Genomic DNA, 18,163 nt, shown 5'->3' with positions numbered 1-18,163 from the left:
AAGAAGGTCTGCGCTTCGCAATCCGCGAAGGTGGCCGTACCGTCGGCGCCGGCGTCGTCGCCAAGATCATCGAGTAAGCCAGTTATTCGTTGATCGACAGTTTTGGGGCTGGCAGCAGCCGGCCCCAACATGGTTTAGGGGTATAGCTCAACTGGCAGAGCGTCGGTCTCCAAAACCGAAGGTTGGGGGTTCGATTCCCTCTGCCCCTGCCAAAAATCGCCACGTGGTCCCACGTGGCATTTGTTTTAAGGTGTTATGGCGAATCCATCCGTCGAAACTGTAAATACCTCCGGCGATAAGCTGATGCTGGCCCTGGGCGTATTGTTGGTCTTGGCCGGATTCGTGGGCTTCTTCTGGCTGGCCAACCAGCAGTGGTATGTCCGCGGTGCCGCATTGGCGGTAGGTATCATCGCCGGCGTGGCCGTCGGTCTGATGTCCGCGCCTGGCAAGAGCCTTATCGCGTTTGCCAAGGATTCGTACAAGGAAGTCCGCAAGGTCGTTTGGCCGACCCGCAAGGAAGCAACGCAAACCACCCTCGTCGTGTTCGGTTTCGTGCTCGTGATGGCGATTTTTCTCTGGTTGAGCGACAAATCGATCGAGTGGGTGATTTTCTCGGCGATTCTGGGATGGAAATGATATGAGCGATACTCCGGCATCCCCGAGCGGAAAGCGTTGGTACGTCGTGCACGCCTACTCCGGTATGGAGAAGAGCGTGCAACGCGCGCTTCAAGAGCGCATCGAACGTGCTGGCATGCAGGACAAATTCGGCCAGATCCTGGTTCCGACCGAAGAAGTGGTCGAAGTCAAAGGCGGCCACAAGGCTGTGACCGAGCGTCGTTTCTTCCCCGGCTACGTGCTGGTGGAAATGGAAATGACGGACGAAACGTGGCACCTCGTGAAGAATACGGCGAAGGTCACCGGTTTCGTCGGCGGTGCGCGTAACCGCCCGACTCCGATTTCCCCGAAGGAAGTCGAAAAGATCATGTCGCAGATGCAGGAAGGCGTCGAGAAGCCGCGGCCGAAGACCCTGTTCGAAGTTGGCGAGATGGTGCGTGTCAAGGAAGGTCCGTTCACGGACTTCAATGGCACGGTCGAAGAAGTCAACTACGAAAAATCGCGCGTGCGTGTGTCGGTCACCATCTTTGGCCGCTCCACCCCGGTCGAACTCGAGTTCGGTCAGGTCGAAAAAGTTTGATCCCGATTCGGTGGGCAGCCTCGCGGCTGCCCACCTTCGCGCTTACGGCCCGCGTTATGGCCGTTGAGGAGCGTCAGTAGCCAGCGGCGAACGCGCGTTATCACTCACCGAACGCCGCCTGGCGTTCCAACGAGGTTTACAAATGGCAAAGAAGATTGTCGGCTTTATCAAGCTGCAGATTCCTGCAGGTAAAGCCAACCCGTCGCCGCCGGTCGGTCCGGCACTGGGCCAGCGCGGCCTGAACATCATGGAGTTCTGCAAGGCGTTCAACGCGCAGACTCAAGGTATGGAGCCGGGTCTGCCGGTGCCGGTGGTCATCACGGCATTCGCTGACAAGAGCTTCACGTTCGTGATGAAGACGCCGCCGGCGACCGTCCTGATCAAGAAGGCGGCGAAGGTGGACAAGGGCTCGAGCAAACCGCACACCGACAAGGTCGGTTCGATCACGCGCGCTCAAGCCGAAGAAATCGCCAAGACCAAGATGCCGGACCTTACGGCAGCTGATCTGGACGCAGCCGTTCGCACCATCGCTGGTAGCGCACGCTCGATGGGCATCACTGTGGAGGGCGTGTAAATGGCTAAGATCTCCAAGCGCCGTCAGGCATTTGCCGCCAAGGTCGACCGTCAGAAGCTGTACGCGATCGAAGACGCACTGGCACTCGTGAAGGAATGCGCGAGCGCGAAGTTCGACGAATCGATCGACGTCGCAGTCCAGCTCGGCATCGATGCGAAGAAGTCGGACCAGGTCGTTCGTGGTTCGGTCGTTCTGCCGGCAGGTACGGGCAAGTCGGTTCGCGTTGCCGTGTTCGCGCAAGGCGAGAAGGCCGAGCAGGCTCGTGCGGCAGGTGCGGAAATCGTCGGTATGGAAGACCTGGCTGAGCAGATCAAGGCTGGCCAGATGGACTTCGACATCGTGATCGCTTCGCCGGACACGATGCGTATCGTCGGTACGCTCGGTCAGATCCTCGGCCCGCGCGGCCTGATGCCGAACCCGAAGGTCGGCACGGTCACGCCGGACGTCGCGACGGCAGTCAAGAACGCGAAGGCTGGTCAGGTGCAATTCCGTGTCGACAAGGCCGGTATCATCCACGCGACCATCGGCCGCGCATCGTTCGAAGCTGCTGCACTGCGCTCGAACCTGTCGGCACTGATCGAAGCGCTGCAGAAGGCGAAGCCGGCAACGAGCAAGGGTGTCTACCTGCGCAAGGTCGCACTGTCGAGCACGATGGGCGTCGGCCTGCGTGTCGACCAGGCTACGCTGGCAGCACAGTAAGCAAGTATCCGGGCCGCTTCGTTCGCGAAGCGGCCTACATGGGCTTTGGGCGGTTGTTCGTGCAGTAGGGCGGGCAACCGGTTATCAAAGACCGTTGGTGGGGCGCAGCAGGCAGGCGATCCCTTAATTCAAGCCAACGCAGATGGCGAACCCGAAAAAGTTTTGCAGTGGTGAAGCCGCAGGTCGTGAAGCGATTCACGGCGTGAGGTGGAAATACTCCTAACGAGGTCGGACGCCGTTGTTGAACGAGGTGCGTGAGGTTTCGGCCATACCGGCCACGCCGAACGTATCGTTTCTGGAGGCTAACCGTGCCGCTTAATAGAGAAGACAAGCAAGCCGTCGTCGCTGAGGTTGCCGCGCAAGTCGCGAAGGCCCAGACCGTTGTGCTGGCTGAGTATCGTGGAATTGCGGTTGGCGATCTGACCAAGCTGCGCGCGCAAGCGCGTGAGAAGCAGGTGTACCTGCGCGTGTTGAAGAACACGCTGGCGCGTCGCGCTGTTGAAGGTACGCCGTTTGCTCCGCTGGCAGAGCAGATGACTGGTCCGTTGATCTACGGCATCTCTGAAGATGCAATTGCTGCTGCTAAGGTCGTCAACGACTTCAGCAAGGGCAATGACAAGTTGGTCATCAAGGCTGGTTCGTTCGATGGCAAGGTGATGGACAAGGCTGGCGTGCAAGCGCTGGCAAGCATCCCGAGCCGTGAAGAACTGCTCTCGAAGCTGCTGTTCGTTATGCAATCGCCTGTTTCGGGCTTCGCGCGTGCTCTCGCCGCGCTGGCCGAGAAGAAGCAAGCAGAAGCTGCGTAAGCGAACATGCATCAGCGTCACTGATCGCTGGCTGTATCCGAATTCAATTTAGGAGTATTTCAAATGGCAATCGCAAAAGAAGACATCCTGGCAGCAGTCGAAGGGATGACCGTTCTGGAACTGAACGAACTGGTCAAGGCATTCGAAGAGAAGTTTGGCGTGTCGGCAGCTGCAGTGGCAGTCGCTGGCCCGGCAGGCGGCGGCGCTGCTGCTGCTGTAGAAGAGAAGACCGAATTCACGGTCGTCCTGACTGAAGCAGGCAGCAACAAGGTTGCAGTCATCAAGGCAGTTCGCGAACTGACGGGCCTGGGCCTGAAGGAAGCGAAGGACGTCGTTGACGGCGCACCGAAGGCTGTCAAGGAAGGCGTCGACAAGGCTGCTGCGGACGAAGCCAAGAAGAAGCTGGAAGACGCGGGCGCGAAGGTCGAAGTCAAGTAAGTTTCGACGCGCTGTGCGAAGGCTGGCGGTATTTTCACCGCCGGCCTTTTTGTGCTTTGTGGGGACGTTATTCTGGCACTCTTTTGGGAGCCCGAATGATCGGCCCCAGAAGCCAAAGAAAACCGCCAAATCGTTGTCAATGGTCACGATTGGCGTTTCTCTTTGTCTTCTGAAGCGACTGCAGAAGGCAAGTTTGGTCGGGTAGCGGGCAACATAGGCATCCGCTGCCGTCAGCCAGCGGTTGGTAGCGGCCAACCACCAAGCTTCTCGGCTCGTTCAAGCCATCGGGCGGCCATCGGGTCTCAGTCGGTGAACACTCGGGTTTGAAACGTCCAGGTATCCCGCCTCGACAGCACCCGCCGTGATTCGGAGATCGTATGCAATATTCCTTCACCGAGAAGAAGCGCATTCGCAAGAGTTTCGCGAAGCGCTCCATCGTTCACCAAGTTCCGTTCTTGCTGGCCACCCAGCTTGAATCATTCAGCACGTTTCTGCAAGCCGATGTGCCGGGCACGCAACGCAAGCCTGAAGGTTTGCAGGCCGCCTTCACATCGGTATTTCCCATTGTTTCGCACAACGGTTTTGCGCGCCTCGAGTTCGTGAGCTATGCGCTGTCCTCGCCGGCATTCAACATCAAGGAATGCCAGCAGCGGGGCCTGACGTACTGCTCCGCGCTGCGCGCGAAGGTCCGCCTCGTCATCCTCGACAAGGAGTCGCCGAACAAGCCGGTCGTCAAGGAAGTGAAGGAGCAGGAAGTGTACATGGGCGAAATTCCGCTCATGACGCCGACGGGCTCGTTCGTCATCAACGGCACCGAGCGTGTCATCGTCTCGCAGCTGCACCGTTCGCCGGGCGTGTTCTTCGAACACGACAAGGGCAAGACGCACAGCTCGGGCAAGCTGCTGTTCTCGGCACGGATCATTCCGTACCGCGGCTCGTGGCTCGACTTCGAATTCGATCCGAAGGACATCCTGTACTTCCGCGTCGACCGTCGCCGCAAGATGCCGGTCACGATCCTGCTGAAGGCCATCGGCCTCACGCCGGAACAGATCCTCGCGAACTTCTTCGTGTTCGACAACTTCACGCTGATGGACGAAGGCGCGCAACTCGAGTTCGTGCCCGAGCGTCTGCGTGGTGAAGTCGCGCGCTTCGACATCACGGATCGCGACGGCAAGGTCATCGTCCAGAAGGACAAGCGGATCAACGCGAAGCACATTCGCGACCTCGAAGCCGCGAAGACCAAGTTCATCTCGGTGCCGGAAGACTATCTGCTCGGCCGCGTGCTGGCGAAGAACGTCGTCGACGGCGACACCGGCGAAGTGATCGCGAGCGCGAACGACGAAGTCACGGAAAGCGTGCTCGAGAAGCTGCGCGAAGCCGGCATCAAGGAAATCCAGACGCTCTACACGAACGATCTGGACCAGGGTCCGTACATCTCGTCGACGCTGCGTGTCGACGAAACGACCGACAGGACGGCCGCGCGCATTGCGATCTACCGCATGATGCGTCCGGGCGAGCCGCCGACCGAAGAAGCGGTCGAGGCGCTGTTCAACCGTCTGTTCTACAGCGAAGAAGCGTACGACCTGTCGAAGGTCGGCCGTATGAAGTTCAACCGCCGCGTCAGCCGTGACGAGATCACCGGCCCGATGACGCTGCAGGACGACGACATCCTCGCGACGATCAAGATCCTCGTCGAGCTGCGCAACGGCAAGGGCGAAGTGGACGACATCGACCACCTCGGCAATCGTCGCGTGCGTTGTGTCGGCGAACTGGCGGAAAACCAGTTCCGCGCGGGTCTCGTGCGTGTCGAGCGCGCGGTCAAGGAACGCCTCGGCCAGGCCGAAAGCGAAAACCTGATGCCGCACGACCTGATCAACTCGAAGCCGATTTCGTCGGCGATCCGCGAGTTCTTCGGTTCGTCGCAGCTGTCGCAGTTCATGGACCAGACCAACCCGCTGTCGGAAATCACGCACAAGCGCCGTGTTTCCGCACTGGGCCCGGGCGGTCTGACGCGCGAGCGCGCAGGCTTCGAAGTTCGCGACGTGCACCCGACCCACTATGGCCGCGTGTGCCCGATCGAAACGCCGGAAGGTCCGAACATCGGCCTGATCAACTCGCTCGCACTGTACGCGCACCTGAACGAGTACGGCTTCCTCGAGACGCCGTACCGCAAGGTCGTGGACAGCAAGGTGACCGACCAGATCGATTACCTGTCGGCGATCGAGGAAGGCCGCTACATGATCGCTCAGGCGAACGCCGCGATCGACGAGAATGGCCAGCTGGTCGACGAACTCGTATCGTCGCGTGAAGCCGGCGAAACGATGATGGTCACGCCGGACCGTATCCAGTACATGGACGTCGCGCCGTCGCAGATCGTGTCGGTTGCAGCTTCGCTGATCCCGTTCCTCGAGCACGACGATGCGAACCGTGCACTGATGGGTTCGAACATGCAGCGTCAGGCCGTGCCGTGTCTGCGTCCGGAGAAGCCGGTCGTCGGTACGGGCATCGAGCGCACCTGCGCGGTCGACTCGGGCACGACGGTTCAGGCGTTCCGCGGCGGCGTCGTCGACTATGTCGACGCAGGCCGTATCGTGATTCGCGTGAACGACGACGAAGCCGTCGCAGGTGAAGTCGGTGTCGACATCTACAACCTGATCAAGTACACGCGTTCGAACCAGAACACGAACATCAACCAGCGTCCGATCGTGAAGATGGGCGACAAGGTCTCGCGCGGCGACGTGCTGGCCGACGGCGCCTCGACGGACCTGGGCGAGCTCGCGCTCGGCCAGAACATGCTGATCGCGTTCATGCCGTGGAACGGCTACAACTTCGAGGATTCGATCCTGATCTCGGAGAAGGTGGTTGCCGACGATCGCTACACGTCGATCCACATCGAAGAGCTGAACGTCGTTGCACGCGACACGAAGCTCGGGCCGGAAGAAATCACGCGCGACATCTCGAACCTGGCGGAAGTCCAGCTCGGCCGTCTCGACGAATCGGGCATCGTGTACATCGGTGCGGAAGTCGAAGCGGGCGACGTGCTGGTCGGCAAGGTCACGCCGAAGGGCGAGACCCAGCTGACGCCGGAAGAAAAGCTGCTGCGCGCGATCTTCGGCGAGAAGGCATCGGACGTGAAGGACACGTCGCTGCGCGTGCCGTCGGGCATGAGCGGTACCGTGATCGACGTTCAGGTGTTCACGCGTGAAGGCATCCAGCGCGACAAGCGTGCGCAACAGATCATCGACGACGAACTGAAGCGCTACCGTCTCGACCTGAACGACCAGCTGCGCATCGTGGAAGGCGACGCGTTCCAGCGTCTCGCGCGCATGCTCGTGGGCAAGGTCGCGAACGGCGGTCCGAAGAAGCTCGCGAAGGGCACGAAGATCGACCAGGCTTACCTGGAAGACCTCGACCACTACCACTGGTTCGACATCCGCCTGGCGGACGACGAAGCAGCGGCGCAGCTCGAAGCGATCAAGAACTCGATCGAAGAAAAGCGTCACCAGTTCGACCTCGCGTTCGAAGAAAAGCGCAAGAAGCTCACGCAAGGCGACGAACTGCCGCCGGGCGTGCTGAAGATGGTCAAGGTGTACCTCGCGGTGAAGCGTCGTCTGCAGCCTGGCGACAAGATGGCAGGCCGTCACGGTAACAAGGGTGTCGTGTCGAAGATCGTCCCGATCGAAGACATGCCGTACATGGCCGACGGCCGTCCGGCCGACGTCGTGCTGAACCCGCTCGGCGTGCCGTCGCGGATGAACGTGGGTCAGGTTCTGGAAGTGCACCTCGGCTGGGCCGCGAAGGGCCTCGGCTGGCGTATCGGCGAAATGCTGCAGCGTCAGACGAAGATCGAGGAAATGCGCGCATTCCTGACGAAGATCTACAACGACTCGGGCCGCAAGGAAGATCTGGAAAGCTTCACCGACGACGAGATCCTCGAACTCGCGAAGAACCTGCGCGAAGGCGTGCCGTTCGCGACGCCGGTGTTCGACGGTGCGACCGAGGAAGAAATGGGCAAGATGCTCGACCTCGCGTTCCCGGACGACATCGCCGAACAGCTCGGCATGAACCCATCGAAGAACCAGGTCCGTCTGTACGACGGCCGCACGGGTGAAATGTTCGAACGTCGGGTAACGCTTGGCTACATGCACTACCTGAAGCTGCACCACTTGGTCGACGACAAGATGCACGCGCGTTCGACGGGCCCGTACTCGCTCGTCACGCAGCAGCCGCTGGGTGGTAAGGCGCAGTTCGGTGGCCAGCGTTTCGGTGAAATGGAAGTGTGGGCGCTCGAAGCGTACGGCGCGTCCTACGTGCTGCAGGAAATGCTGACGGTGAAGTCGGACGACGTGAACGGCCGGACCAAGGTCTATGAGAACCTGGTCAAGGGCGATCATGTCATCGATGCAGGCATGCCGGAATCCTTCAACGTGCTCGTGAAGGAAATCCGCTCGCTCGGTATCGATATCGATCTCGACCGCAATTAATCGGACTACGGAGAGAAGGCAATGAAAGCTCTGCTCGATCTATTCAAGCAAGTCCAACAGGAAGAAGTTTTCGACGCGATCAAGATCGGTCTGGCCTCGCCGGACAAGATCCGTTCGTGGTCGTTCGGCGAAGTGAAGAAGCCGGAGACCATCAACTACCGTACGTTCAAGCCGGAACGCGATGGTCTGTTCTGCGCGAAGATCTTCGGGCCGATCAAGGACTACGAGTGCCTGTGCGGCAAGTACAAGCGCCTGAAGCACCGCGGCGTGATCTGCGAGAAGTGCGGCGTCGAAGTGACGCTGGCGAAGGTGCGTCGCGAACGCATGGGCCACATCGAACTGGCCTCGCCGGTCGCGCACATCTGGTTCCTGAAGTCGCTGCCGTCGCGTCTGGGCATGGTGCTCGACATGACGCTGCGCGACATCGAACGCGTGCTGTATTTCGAAGCGTACGTGGTGATCGAACCGGGCATGACGCCGCTGAAGGCGCGGCAGATCATGACCGAAGAGGATTACTACAACAAGGTCGAGGAATACGGCGACGAATTCCGTGCCGAGATGGGCGCGGAAGGCGTGCGTGAACTGCTGCGCGCGATCAACATCGACGAGCAGGTCGAGACGCTGCGCACCGAGCTGAAGAACACCGGCTCGGAAGCGAAGATCAAGAAGTACGCGAAGCGCCTGAAGGTCCTCGAGGCATTCCAGCGCTCGGGCATCAAGCCCGAGTGGATGATCCTCGAAGTGCTGCCGGTGCTGCCGCCGGAACTGCGTCCGCTCGTGCCGCTGGACGGCGGCCGTTTCGCGACGTCGGACCTGAACGACCTGTATCGCCGCGTGATCAACCGTAACAACCGGTTGAAGCGTCTGCTCGAGCTGAAGGCGCCTGAAATCATCGTCCGCAACGAAAAGCGGATGCTGCAGGAAGCCGTCGACTCGCTGCTCGACAACGGTCGTCGCGGCAAGGCGATGACGGGCGCGAACAAGCGTCCGCTGAAGTCGCTCGCCGACATGATCAAGGGTAAGGGCGGCCGTTTCCGTCAGAACCTGCTGGGCAAGCGCGTCGACTACTCGGGCCGTTCGGTCATCGTGGTCGGCCCGACGCTGAAGCTGCATCAGTGCGGTCTGCCGAAGCTGATGGCGCTCGAACTGTTCAAGCCGTTCATCTTCAACAAGCTGGAAGTGATGGGCGTCGCGACGACCATCAAGGCTGCGAAGAAGGAAGTCGAGAACCAGACGCCGGTGGTGTGGGACATCCTCGAAGAGGTGATCCGCGAGCATCCGGTGATGCTGAACCGTGCGCCGACGCTGCACCGTCTCGGTATCCAGGCGTTCGAACCCGTGCTGATCGAAGGCAAGGCGATCCAGCTGCACCCGCTCGTCTGCGCGGCGTTCAACGCCGACTTCGACGGTGACCAGATGGCCGTTCACGTGCCGCTGTCGCTCGAAGCGCAGATGGAAGCGCGTACGCTGATGCTGGCGTCGAACAACGTGCTGTTCCCGGCCAACGGCGATCCGTCGATCGTGCCGTCGCAGGATATCGTGCTGGGTCTGTACTACGCGACCCGCGAAGCGATCAACGCCAAGGGCGAAGGCCTGTCGTTCACCGGCGTGTCGGAAGTAATCCGCGCGTACGAGAACAAGGAAGTCGAGCTGGCGTCGCGCGTCAACGTGCGGATCACCGAAATGGTTCGCAACGAGGACACGTCGGAAGGCGCGCCGCAATTCGTGCCGAAGATCTCGCTGTACGCGACGACCGTCGGTCGCGCGATCCTGTCGGAGATCCTGCCGCACGGCCTGCCGTTCTCGGTGCTGAACAAGCCGCTGAAGAAGAAGGAAATCTCGCGCCTGATCAACACCGCATTCCGCAAGTGCGGTCTGCGTGCGACGGTCGTGTTCGCCGACCAGCTGATGCAGTCGGGTTTCCGTCTCGCGACGCGTGCCGGTATTTCGATCTGCGTCGACGACATGCTCGTGCCGCCGCAGAAGGAAACGATCGTCGGCGATGCCGCGAAGAAGGTGAAGGAGTACGACCGCCAGTACATGTCGGGTCTCGTCACCGCGCAGGAACGCTACAACAACGTGGTCGACATCTGGTCGGCAACGTCGGAAGCGGTCGGCAAGGCGATGATGGAGCAGCTGTCGACGGAGCCGGTGACGGACCGCGACGGCAACGAGACGCGCCAGGAGTCGTTCAACTCGATCTACATGATGGCCGACTCGGGCGCCCGGGGTTCGGCGGTGCAGATTCGTCAGCTGGCCGGTATGCGGGGCCTGATGGCGAAGCCGGACGGCTCGATTATCGAGACGCCGATTACCGCGAACTTCCGCGAAGGCCTGAACGTGTTGCAGTACTTCATCTCGACCCACGGTGCACGTAAGGGTCTGGCTGATACGGCACTGAAGACCGCGAACTCGGGTTACCTGACGCGTCGTCTCGTCGACGTCACGCAGGATCTGGTGGTGGTCGAGGACGATTGCGGCACGTCGAACGGCGTGGCGATGAAGGCGCTGGTCGAAGGCGGTGAAGTCGTCGAAGCGCTGCGCGACCGTATCCTCGGCCGCGTCGCGGTCGCGGACGTCGTGAACCCGGAAACGCAGGAAACGCTGTACGAATCGGGCACGCTGCTCGACGAAACGGCGGTCGAGGAAATCGAACGCCTCGGCATCGACGAAGTGCGCGTGCGCACGCCGCTGACCTGCGAAACGCGTTACGGTCTGTGCGCGGCCTGCTACGGCCGTGACCTGGGCCGCGGCTCGCTCGTGAACGTCGGCGAAGCGGTCGGCGTGATCGCGGCACAGTCGATCGGCGAACCGGGCACGCAGCTGACGATGCGTACGTTCCACATCGGTGGTGCGGCATCGCGTGCGGCAGTGGCGTCGTCGGTCGAAGCGAAGAGCAACGGTATCGTGCGCTTCACGGCCACGATGCGTTACGTCACCAACGCGAAGGGCGAGCAGATCGTCATTTCGCGTTCGGGCGAGGCGCTGATCACCGACGATATCGGCCGCGAGCGCGAACGTCACAAAATCCCGTACGGCGCGACGCTGCTGCAGCTCGACGGCGCGGCGATCAAGGCCGGCACGCAGCTGGCGACGTGGGATCCGATGACGCGTCCGATCATCACCGAGTACGGTGGTACGGTGAAGTTCGAGAACGTCGAGGAAGGCGTGACCGTCGCGAAGCAGATCGACGACGTGACCGGCCTGTCGACGCTGGTCGTGATCGACGTGAAGCGCCGTGGTTCGCAAGCTTCGAAGAGCGTGCGTCCGCAGGTGAAGCTGCTCGACGCGAACGGCGAGGAAGTGAAGATCCCGGGCACGGAACACGCCGTGCAGATCGGCTTCCAGGTCGGCGCGCTGATCACCGTGAAGGACGGCCAGCAAGTGCAGGTGGGTGAAGTGCTCGCACGTATCCCGACCGAAGCGCAGAAGACGCGTGACATTACCGGCGGTCTGCCGCGGGTGGCGGAACTGTTCGAAGCGCGTTCGCCGAAGGATGCCGGCATTCTCGCGGAAGTCACCGGTACGACGTCGTTCGGCAAGGACACGAAGGGCAAGCAGCGTCTCGTCATCACGGACCTCGAAGGCAATCAGCACGAGTTCCTGATCGCGAAGGAAAAGCAGGTGCTGGTCCACGATGCTCAGGTCGTCAACAAGGGCGAAATGATCGTGGACGGCCCGGCCGATCCGCACGACATCCTGCGTCTGCAGGGTATCGAGGCGCTGTCGCGCTACATCGTCGACGAAGTGCAGGACGTGTATCGTCTGCAGGGCGTGAAGATCAACGACAAGCACATCGAGGTGATCGTTCGCCAGATGCTGCGTCGTGTGCAGATCACCGACAACGGTGATACGCGCTTCATCCCGGGCGAACAGGTCGAGCGTTCCGACATGCTGGACGAGAACGATCGCATGATCGCCGAGGACAAGCGCCCGGCTTCGTACGACAACGTGCTCCTCGGTATCACGAAGGCGTCGCTGTCCACCGACTCGTTCATCTCGGCGGCATCGTTCCAGGAAACGACCCGCGTGCTGACCGAAGCGGCGATCATGGGCAAGCGCGACGATCTGCGCGGCCTGAAGGAAAACGTGATCGTCGGCCGTCTGATCCCGGCCGGTACGGGTCTCGCGTTCCACAAGGCGCGCAAGGCGAAGGAGATGTCCGACCGCGAGCGTTTCGACCAGATCGCAGCGGAAGAGGCATTCGACTTCGGTACGCCGAGCACGCCGGCGGAAGAGCCGCAACACCCGGCAGCCGAGTAAGCAGCATGGGCGGCGCGAGCCGCCTTGCGTTGCCGTATTCGCTGTCATCGAAGCCGCCCGGCCCGCCGGGCGGTTTTTTTTATCCGTCGTTCACGTTCATGACGGGCTTGCCGCACGGTTGCGCAGGCCCGTCATGCGCGCGCACGAACCCTGTCCGATGGGCCAACGTTTCACGATTCGCCGCGCGCTGCGCGAGCGGGTTGTTAAAATTGCGGTCATCGTTCCGCCGTCCTCGTTCTCATTCATGTCCCGCGCCCTCGAAATCCTCGACGAAGTATTTGGTTATTCCGCATTTCGCGGCCAGCAGGGCGAAATCGTCGAACACGTCGCCGGCGGCGGCGATTGCCTCGTGCTGATGCCGACCGGCGGCGGCAAGTCGCTGTGCTACCAGATTCCGGCGCTGCTGCGCCGCGAGGCGGGGCAGGGCGCAGGCATCGTCGTGTCGCCGCTGATCGCGCTGATGCAGGACCAGGTCGCCGCGCTCAGCGAAGTCGGCGTGCGCGCGGCGTATCTGAACTCGACGCTGTCGGGCGCCGAAGCCGCGGCGACCGAGCGCGCGCTGCGCGAAGGCGAGATCGATCTGCTGTATGTGGCGCCCGAGCGGCTGATGACGGGGCGCTTCCTCGAGCTGCTCGAACGCGCGAGGATCGGCCTGTTCGCGATCGACGAGGCGCACTGCGTGTCGCAGTGGGGTCACGACTTCCGTCCCGAATACATTCAGCTGTCGGTGTTGCACGAGCGCTTCCCGTCGGTGCCGCGTATCGCGCTGACGGCCACCGCCGACGCGATCACGCGCGACGAGATCATCCATCGCCTCGCGCTCGACGATGCGCGGGTGTTCGTGTCGAGCTTCGATCGCCCGAACATCCGGTACCGGATCGTCGAGAAGGACAACGCGCGCTCGCAGCTGCTCGACTTCATCCGCGCGGAGCATACGAACGCGGACGGCACGACCGACGCGGGCGTCGTCTACTGCCTGTCACGCCGCAAGGTCGAGGAAACGGCCGAATGGCTGAAGGCGCAGGGCGTGCGGGCGCTGCCATATCACGCCGGGATGGAGTTCGAGGTGCGGCAGAAGCACCAGGAGATGTTCCAGCGCGAGGAAGGCGTCGTGATGTGCGCGACCATCGCGTTCGGCATGGGCATCGACAAGCCGGACGTGCGCTTCGTCGCGCACCTCGATTTGCCGAAGAGCGTCGAAGGCTATTACCAGGAAACGGGTCGTGCGGGCCGCGACGGTATGCCGGCGAACGCGTGGATGGCGTATGGCCTCGGCGACGTCGTCCAGCAGCGCAAGATGATCGACGAGTCCGATGCGGACGACGCGCACAAGCGCGTCCAGACGTCGAAGCTCGACGCGCTGCTCGGGCTGTGCGAGACGATCTCGTGCCGGCGCGTGCGGTTGCTGAACTACTTCGGCGAGGCGAGCCAGCCGTGCGGCAACTGCGACACCTGCCTCGAGCCGCCCGATTCGTGGGATGCGACGCGCGAGGCGCAGATGGCGCTGTCGTGCGTGTTCCGCGCGCAGCGCGCGAGCGGCTTCAATTTCGGCTCGAGCCATCTGATCGAGATCCTGCGCGGCGGCCGCACCGAGAAGGTGCTGCAGCGCGGTCACGACCAGCTCAGTACGTTCGGGATCGGTGCGTCGCTGTCCGAGCCCGAGTGGCGCGCGATTTTCCGGCAGCTCGTCGCATACGGCTATCTGGCCGTCGACCATGGCGGATTCGGCGCGCTCATGCTGACCGAGGCCGCGAAGCCGGTGCTGAAGAACGAGGAGAAGGTCACACTGCGCCGCTACGTGAAGCCGCAGCGCACGCGACAGTCGTCCAGCCGCAGCGGCACGCGTGTCGACCCGACGGCCGGCATGGGCGCGCGCGAGCGGGCCCGCTGGGATGCGTTGCGTGCGTGGCGCGCGGAAACCGCGAAGTCCGACGGCGTGCCGGCCTACGTGATCTTCCACGACGCCACGCTCGCCGAAATCGCGCGCAATGCGCCCGAGACGATCGAGGACCTGCGCCATATCCCCGGCATGGGCGTGCGCAAGCTCGAACGCTTCGGCGACGAGATCATCGACGTCGTCGAATCGGCGTGACACAGCTGATCCGACCCTTCCGGTAAACCGCTGGCGCGGCCGGCAAATCACGCAAGCCGTTGACTTAGTTGGCATTTCCGGAATATGATGTTGGGTTCCGGTATTCGGCAGGCCGCGTCGCGTTCCAACGTTCGTGTCCGTATCGCCGGTGTCGGAAGTCAACTGTGCGTCGATTCTCGCTTTGCCCGAAATCGATGTGCAGATTTTGTTCAATTTCAGGAATAAACAATGCCAACCATCAACCAACTGGTTCGCAAAGGCCGTCAGTCGGAAACGACGAAGAGCAAGAGCCCGGCCCTGCAGGACTGCCCCCAGCGTCGCGGCGTGTGCACCCGTGTGTACACGACGACGCCGAAGAAGCCGAACTCGGCACTCCGTAAGGTCGCCAAGGTTCGTCTGACGAACGGCTTCGAAGTGATTTCGTACATCGGCGGTGAAGGCCACAACCTGCAGGAACACTCGGTTGTGCTGATCCGCGGCGGCCGTGTGAAGGACTTGCCGGGTGTGCGTTACCACATGGTTCGCGGCTCGCTGGATACCCAGGGCGTCAAGGATCGTAAGCAAGCGCGCTCGAAGTACGGCGCGAAGCGTGCAAAGGCTGCCAAGTAAGCAGTTTTTGATCAGGGATCGCCCAAGGGCGGTCAAGGCGGGAGTGCCGGATTGCCGGTGCTGTCGAGTAAGTGGTCACCCGGCCAAGCTGGTTAGTCGTGAAGATGTGATCGGGTTTGTTGGTGGCCGCGGGGCTGGATCCAGCTCCAACTGAACAGGTAAAGGAAGAATCATGCCGCGTCGTCGCGAAGTCCCCAAGCGGGAAGTGTTGCCGGATCCGAAGTTCGGCAACGTTGATGTAGCCAAGTTCATGAACATGCTGATGCTGTCCGGCAAGAAGTCGGTCGCAGAGCGCATCGTTTATGGCGCATTCGAACAAATCCAGACCAAGGGTGGCAAGGACCCGCTGGAAGTGTTCACGGTTGCGCTCAACAACGTGAAGCCGGTGGTCGAAGTGAAGAGCCGCCGCGTTGGTGGTGCCAACTATCAGGTTCCGGTCGAAGTGCGCCCGTCGCGTCGTATGGCATTGGCGATGCGCTGGCTGCGCGAGGCTGCGAAGAAGCGCAGCGAGAAGTCGATGGCTCTGCGCCTGGCAGGTGAACTCTCCGAAGCGGCCGAAGGCCGTGGCGGCGCGATGAAAAAGCGCGACGAAGTTCACCGCATGGCAGAAGCCAACCGCGCGTTCTCGCATTTCCGTTTCTAAGCGCCTGTCTGGGCTGTTAGCGGAAATAAATTCCGGGCGGGTGCGCTTTTCAGGCGCCTCGCCCGTTTGTGTTGAAGCATGATGCAGCAGGGCTGCATCATGTCATCCTAGTAGAGGATCAAAGTGGCTCGCAAGACTCCTATCGAGCGCTACCGAAATATCGGTATTAGCGCTCACATCGACGCCGGCAAAACGACGACGACCGAGCGCATTCTGTTTTACACCGGTGTGAACCACAAGATCGGTGAAGTCCACGACGGCGCGGCCACGATGGACTGGATGGAGCAGGAACAGGAGCGTGGCATCACGATCACGTCCGCTGCTACCACGGCCTTTTGGAAGGGCATGGGCGGTAACTATCCGGAACACCGCATCAACATCATCGACACCCCGGGGCACGTCGACTTCACGATTGAAGTGGAGCGCTCGATGCGCGTGCTCGACGGCGCGTGCATGGTGTACTGCGCAGTGGGCGGCGTGCAGCCGCAGTCGGAAACGGTGTGGCGCCAGGCCAACAAGTACAAGGTTCCCCGTCTCGCGTTCGTCAACAAGATGGACCGTACCGGCGCGAACTTCTTCAAGGTCTACGACCAGCTCCGTCTGCGCCTGAAGGCGAACCCGGTTCCGGTCGTGGTGCCGATCGGTGCTGAAGAAGGCTTCAAGGGTGTCGTCGACCTGATCAAGATGAAGGCGATCATTTGGGACGAGGCGTCCCAAGGCACGAAGTTCGACTACGTGGACATCCCGGCGGAACTCGTCGACACGTGCAATGAATGGCGTGAAAAGATGGTCGAAGCGGCTGCAGAGTCGAACGAAGACCTGATGAACAAGTACCTGGAAGCGGGCGAACTGACCGAAGCCGAAATCGTGAAGGGTCTGCGTGACCGTACGATCGCGTGCGAAATTCAGCCGATGCTGTGCGGTACCGCGTTCAAGAACAAGGGCGTGCAGCGTATGCTCGACGCCGTGATCGATTTCCTGCCGTCGCCGGTCGATATTCCGCCGGTTACGGGCGAACTCGAAAATGGCGAGAAGACGGAGCGCCGTGCGGCCGACGACGAGAAGTTCGCGGCACTCGCGTTCAAGATCATGACCGACCCGTTCGTCGGCCAGCTGATCTTCTTCCGCGTCTACTCGGGCGTCGTCAATTCGGGCGACACGCTGCTCAATGCGACCAAGGACAAGAAGGAACGTCTCGGCCGTATTCTGCAGATGCACGCGAACCAGCGCGAAGAAATCAAGGAAGTGCGCGCAGGCGACATCGCTGCTGCGGTCGGCCTGAAGGAAGCGACCACGGGCGACACGCTGTGCGATCCGGCACATCCGATCGTGCTCGAACGCATGATTTTCCCGGAGCCGGTGATTTCGCAGGCCGTCGAGCCGAAGACGAAGGCTGACCAGGAGAAGATGGGCCTGGCGCTGAACCGTCTCGCTCAGGAAGATCCGTCGTTCCGCGTGCAGACCGACGAAGAATCGGGTCAAACCATTATCTCGGGCATGGGCGAGCTCCACCTCGAAATTCTGGTCGACCGGATGAAGCGTGAATTCGGCGTGGAAGCAACCGTCGGCAAGCCGCAGGTGGCGTATCGCGAAACCATTCGCAAGTCGGCCGCGGACGTCGAAGGCAAGTTCGTCAAGCAGTCGGGTGGCCGCGGTCAGTATGGCCATGCGGTCATCACGCTCGAGCGCAGCGAACTGGGCAAGGGCTACGAGTTCGTCGACGCGATCAAGGGCGGCGTGATTCCGCGCGAATACATCCCGTCGGTTGACAAGGGTATCCAGGAAACGCTGAAGAGCGGCGTGCTGGCAGGCTTCCCGGTCGTCGACGTGAAGGTCACGCTGACGTTCGGTTCGTATCACGACGTCGACTCGAACGAAAATGCGTTCCGCATGGCCGGTTCGATGGCGTTCAAGGAAGCGATGCGTCGTGCGGATCCGGTTCTGCTCGAGCCGATGATGGCCGTGGAAGTGGAAACGCCGGAAGACTTCATGGGTAACGTGATGGGCGACCTGTCGGGTCGTCGCGGCATTATCCAGGGCATGGATGACATGGTGGGCGGCGGCAAGATCGTGCGCGCCGAAGTGCCGTTGTCGGAAATGTTCGGCTATTCCACGTCGCTGCGTTCGCTGACGCAGGGTCGCGCAACGTACACGATGGAGTTCAAGCACTACGCTGAAGCTCCGAAGAACGTTGCAGAAGCGATCATCAGCGCGAAGACGAAGTAATTCGTTACCACAATCGATTATTTTTGAAAGAAGAGAGTCATGGCAAAAGGTAAATTCGAGCGGACCAAGCCGCACGTCAACGTTGGAACGATCGGTCACGTTGACCACGGCAAGACGACGCTGACGGCAGCGAT

Annotated in this window: 13 protein-coding genes, 1 tRNA gene and 1 pseudogene; all 15 read left to right on the top strand. The window is 61.5% G+C overall.

Annotated features, from left to right (window positions below; all coding sequences use genetic code 11):
- Positions 1-77, top strand: a pseudogene (locus SB786_RS34645) (elongation factor Tu); the annotation flags it as partial.
- A 59-nt stretch (positions 78-136) separates the two neighbouring features.
- Positions 137-212: transfer RNA gene (locus tag SB786_RS34640), tRNA-Trp, on the top strand.
- 43 nt (positions 213-255) lie between these two features.
- Positions 256-636, top strand: coding sequence for a preprotein translocase subunit SecE (secE, locus tag SB786_RS34635; RefSeq protein ID WP_006482892.1), 381 nt, complete (start codon positions 256-258; stop codon positions 634-636).
- A gap of 1 nt (position 637) precedes the next feature.
- Positions 638-1,195, top strand: a complete 558-nt coding sequence (gene nusG / locus SB786_RS34630; protein WP_006400672.1) for a transcription termination/antitermination protein NusG — start codon at positions 638-640, stop codon at positions 1,193-1,195.
- A 142-nt stretch (positions 1,196-1,337) separates the two neighbouring features.
- Positions 1,338-1,769, top strand: coding sequence for a 50S ribosomal protein L11 (gene rplK, locus SB786_RS34625; protein WP_006753591.1), 432 nt, complete (start codon positions 1,338-1,340; stop codon positions 1,767-1,769).
- Positions 1,770-2,468 (top strand): 50S ribosomal protein L1, encoded by a 699-nt coding sequence (rplA, locus tag SB786_RS34620; RefSeq protein ID WP_006759673.1) that lies wholly within the window; start codon positions 1,770-1,772, stop codon positions 2,466-2,468. It begins immediately after the preceding gene.
- 308 nt (positions 2,469-2,776) lie between these two features.
- Positions 2,777-3,274, top strand: coding sequence for a 50S ribosomal protein L10 (gene rplJ / locus SB786_RS34615; protein ID WP_006753593.1), 498 nt, complete (start codon positions 2,777-2,779; stop codon positions 3,272-3,274).
- 63 nt (positions 3,275-3,337) lie between these two features.
- Complete coding sequence (rplL, locus tag SB786_RS34610; protein WP_410731348.1) at positions 3,338-3,712, top strand: 50S ribosomal protein L7/L12; 375 nt, start codon at positions 3,338-3,340, stop codon at positions 3,710-3,712.
- A 377-nt stretch (positions 3,713-4,089) separates the two neighbouring features.
- Positions 4,090-8,196 (top strand): DNA-directed RNA polymerase subunit beta, encoded by a 4,107-nt coding sequence (rpoB, locus tag SB786_RS34605; RefSeq protein ID WP_410731347.1) that lies wholly within the window; start codon positions 4,090-4,092, stop codon positions 8,194-8,196.
- A gap of 21 nt (positions 8,197-8,217) precedes the next feature.
- Positions 8,218-12,459: a DNA-directed RNA polymerase subunit beta' gene (rpoC, locus tag SB786_RS34600; protein ID WP_006753596.1), complete on the top strand. Its 4,242-nt coding sequence runs from the start codon at positions 8,218-8,220 to the stop codon at positions 12,457-12,459.
- A 244-nt stretch (positions 12,460-12,703) separates the two neighbouring features.
- A complete protein-coding gene (gene recQ, locus SB786_RS34595; protein ID WP_165750748.1) occupies positions 12,704-14,551 on the top strand; it encodes a DNA helicase RecQ in 1,848 nt (615 codons plus the stop codon).
- A gap of 228 nt (positions 14,552-14,779) precedes the next feature.
- Complete coding sequence (gene rpsL, locus SB786_RS34590; RefSeq protein ID WP_006400662.1) at positions 14,780-15,160, top strand: 30S ribosomal protein S12; 381 nt, start codon at positions 14,780-14,782, stop codon at positions 15,158-15,160.
- A 172-nt stretch (positions 15,161-15,332) separates the two neighbouring features.
- A complete protein-coding gene (gene rpsG / locus SB786_RS34585; protein ID WP_006477195.1) occupies positions 15,333-15,803 on the top strand; it encodes a 30S ribosomal protein S7 in 471 nt (156 codons plus the stop codon).
- A 123-nt stretch (positions 15,804-15,926) separates the two neighbouring features.
- Positions 15,927-18,029 carry an elongation factor G gene (gene fusA, locus SB786_RS34580; RefSeq protein WP_006759679.1) on the top strand — a complete coding sequence of 701 codons (2,103 nt, stop codon included), beginning with the start codon at positions 15,927-15,929 and terminating at the stop codon, positions 18,027-18,029.
- 39 nt (positions 18,030-18,068) lie between these two features.
- The coding region (locus SB786_RS34575; protein WP_005434227.1) for a GTP-binding protein at positions 18,069-18,163 on the top strand (95 nt) is incomplete at its 3' end.

This window comes from Burkholderia sp. SIMBA_062, assembly GCF_046534765.1.
In the GTDB taxonomy this organism is placed as follows: domain Bacteria; phylum Pseudomonadota; class Gammaproteobacteria; order Burkholderiales; family Burkholderiaceae; genus Burkholderia; species Burkholderia ambifaria.
The sequence above is the reverse complement of the archived record's forward strand: the minus strand, read 5'-3'. Positions and strand labels throughout refer to the sequence as shown.

Bases quoted from the DNA above. Each gene is read 5' to 3' on its own strand.
- rplL (WP_410731348.1), top strand. From the start codon at position 3,338: ATGGCAATCGCAAAAGAAGACATCCTGGCAGCAGTCGAAGGGATGACC.
- rplA (WP_006759673.1), top strand. From the start codon at position 1,770: ATGGCTAAGATCTCCAAGCGCCGTCAGGCATTTGCCGCCAAGGTCGAC.
- rpsG (WP_006477195.1), top strand. From the start codon at position 15,333: ATGCCGCGTCGTCGCGAAGTCCCCAAGCGGGAAGTGTTGCCGGATCCG.
- secE (WP_006482892.1), top strand. From the start codon at position 256: ATGGCGAATCCATCCGTCGAAACTGTAAATACCTCCGGCGATAAGCTG.
- rpoC (WP_006753596.1), top strand. From the start codon at position 8,218: ATGAAAGCTCTGCTCGATCTATTCAAGCAAGTCCAACAGGAAGAAGTT.
- rpsL (WP_006400662.1), top strand. From the start codon at position 14,780: ATGCCAACCATCAACCAACTGGTTCGCAAAGGCCGTCAGTCGGAAACG.
- nusG (WP_006400672.1), top strand. From the start codon at position 638: ATGAGCGATACTCCGGCATCCCCGAGCGGAAAGCGTTGGTACGTCGTG.
- recQ (WP_165750748.1), top strand. From the start codon at position 12,704: ATGTCCCGCGCCCTCGAAATCCTCGACGAAGTATTTGGTTATTCCGCA.
- rplK (WP_006753591.1), top strand. From the start codon at position 1,338: ATGGCAAAGAAGATTGTCGGCTTTATCAAGCTGCAGATTCCTGCAGGT.
- rpoB (WP_410731347.1), top strand. From the start codon at position 4,090: ATGCAATATTCCTTCACCGAGAAGAAGCGCATTCGCAAGAGTTTCGCG.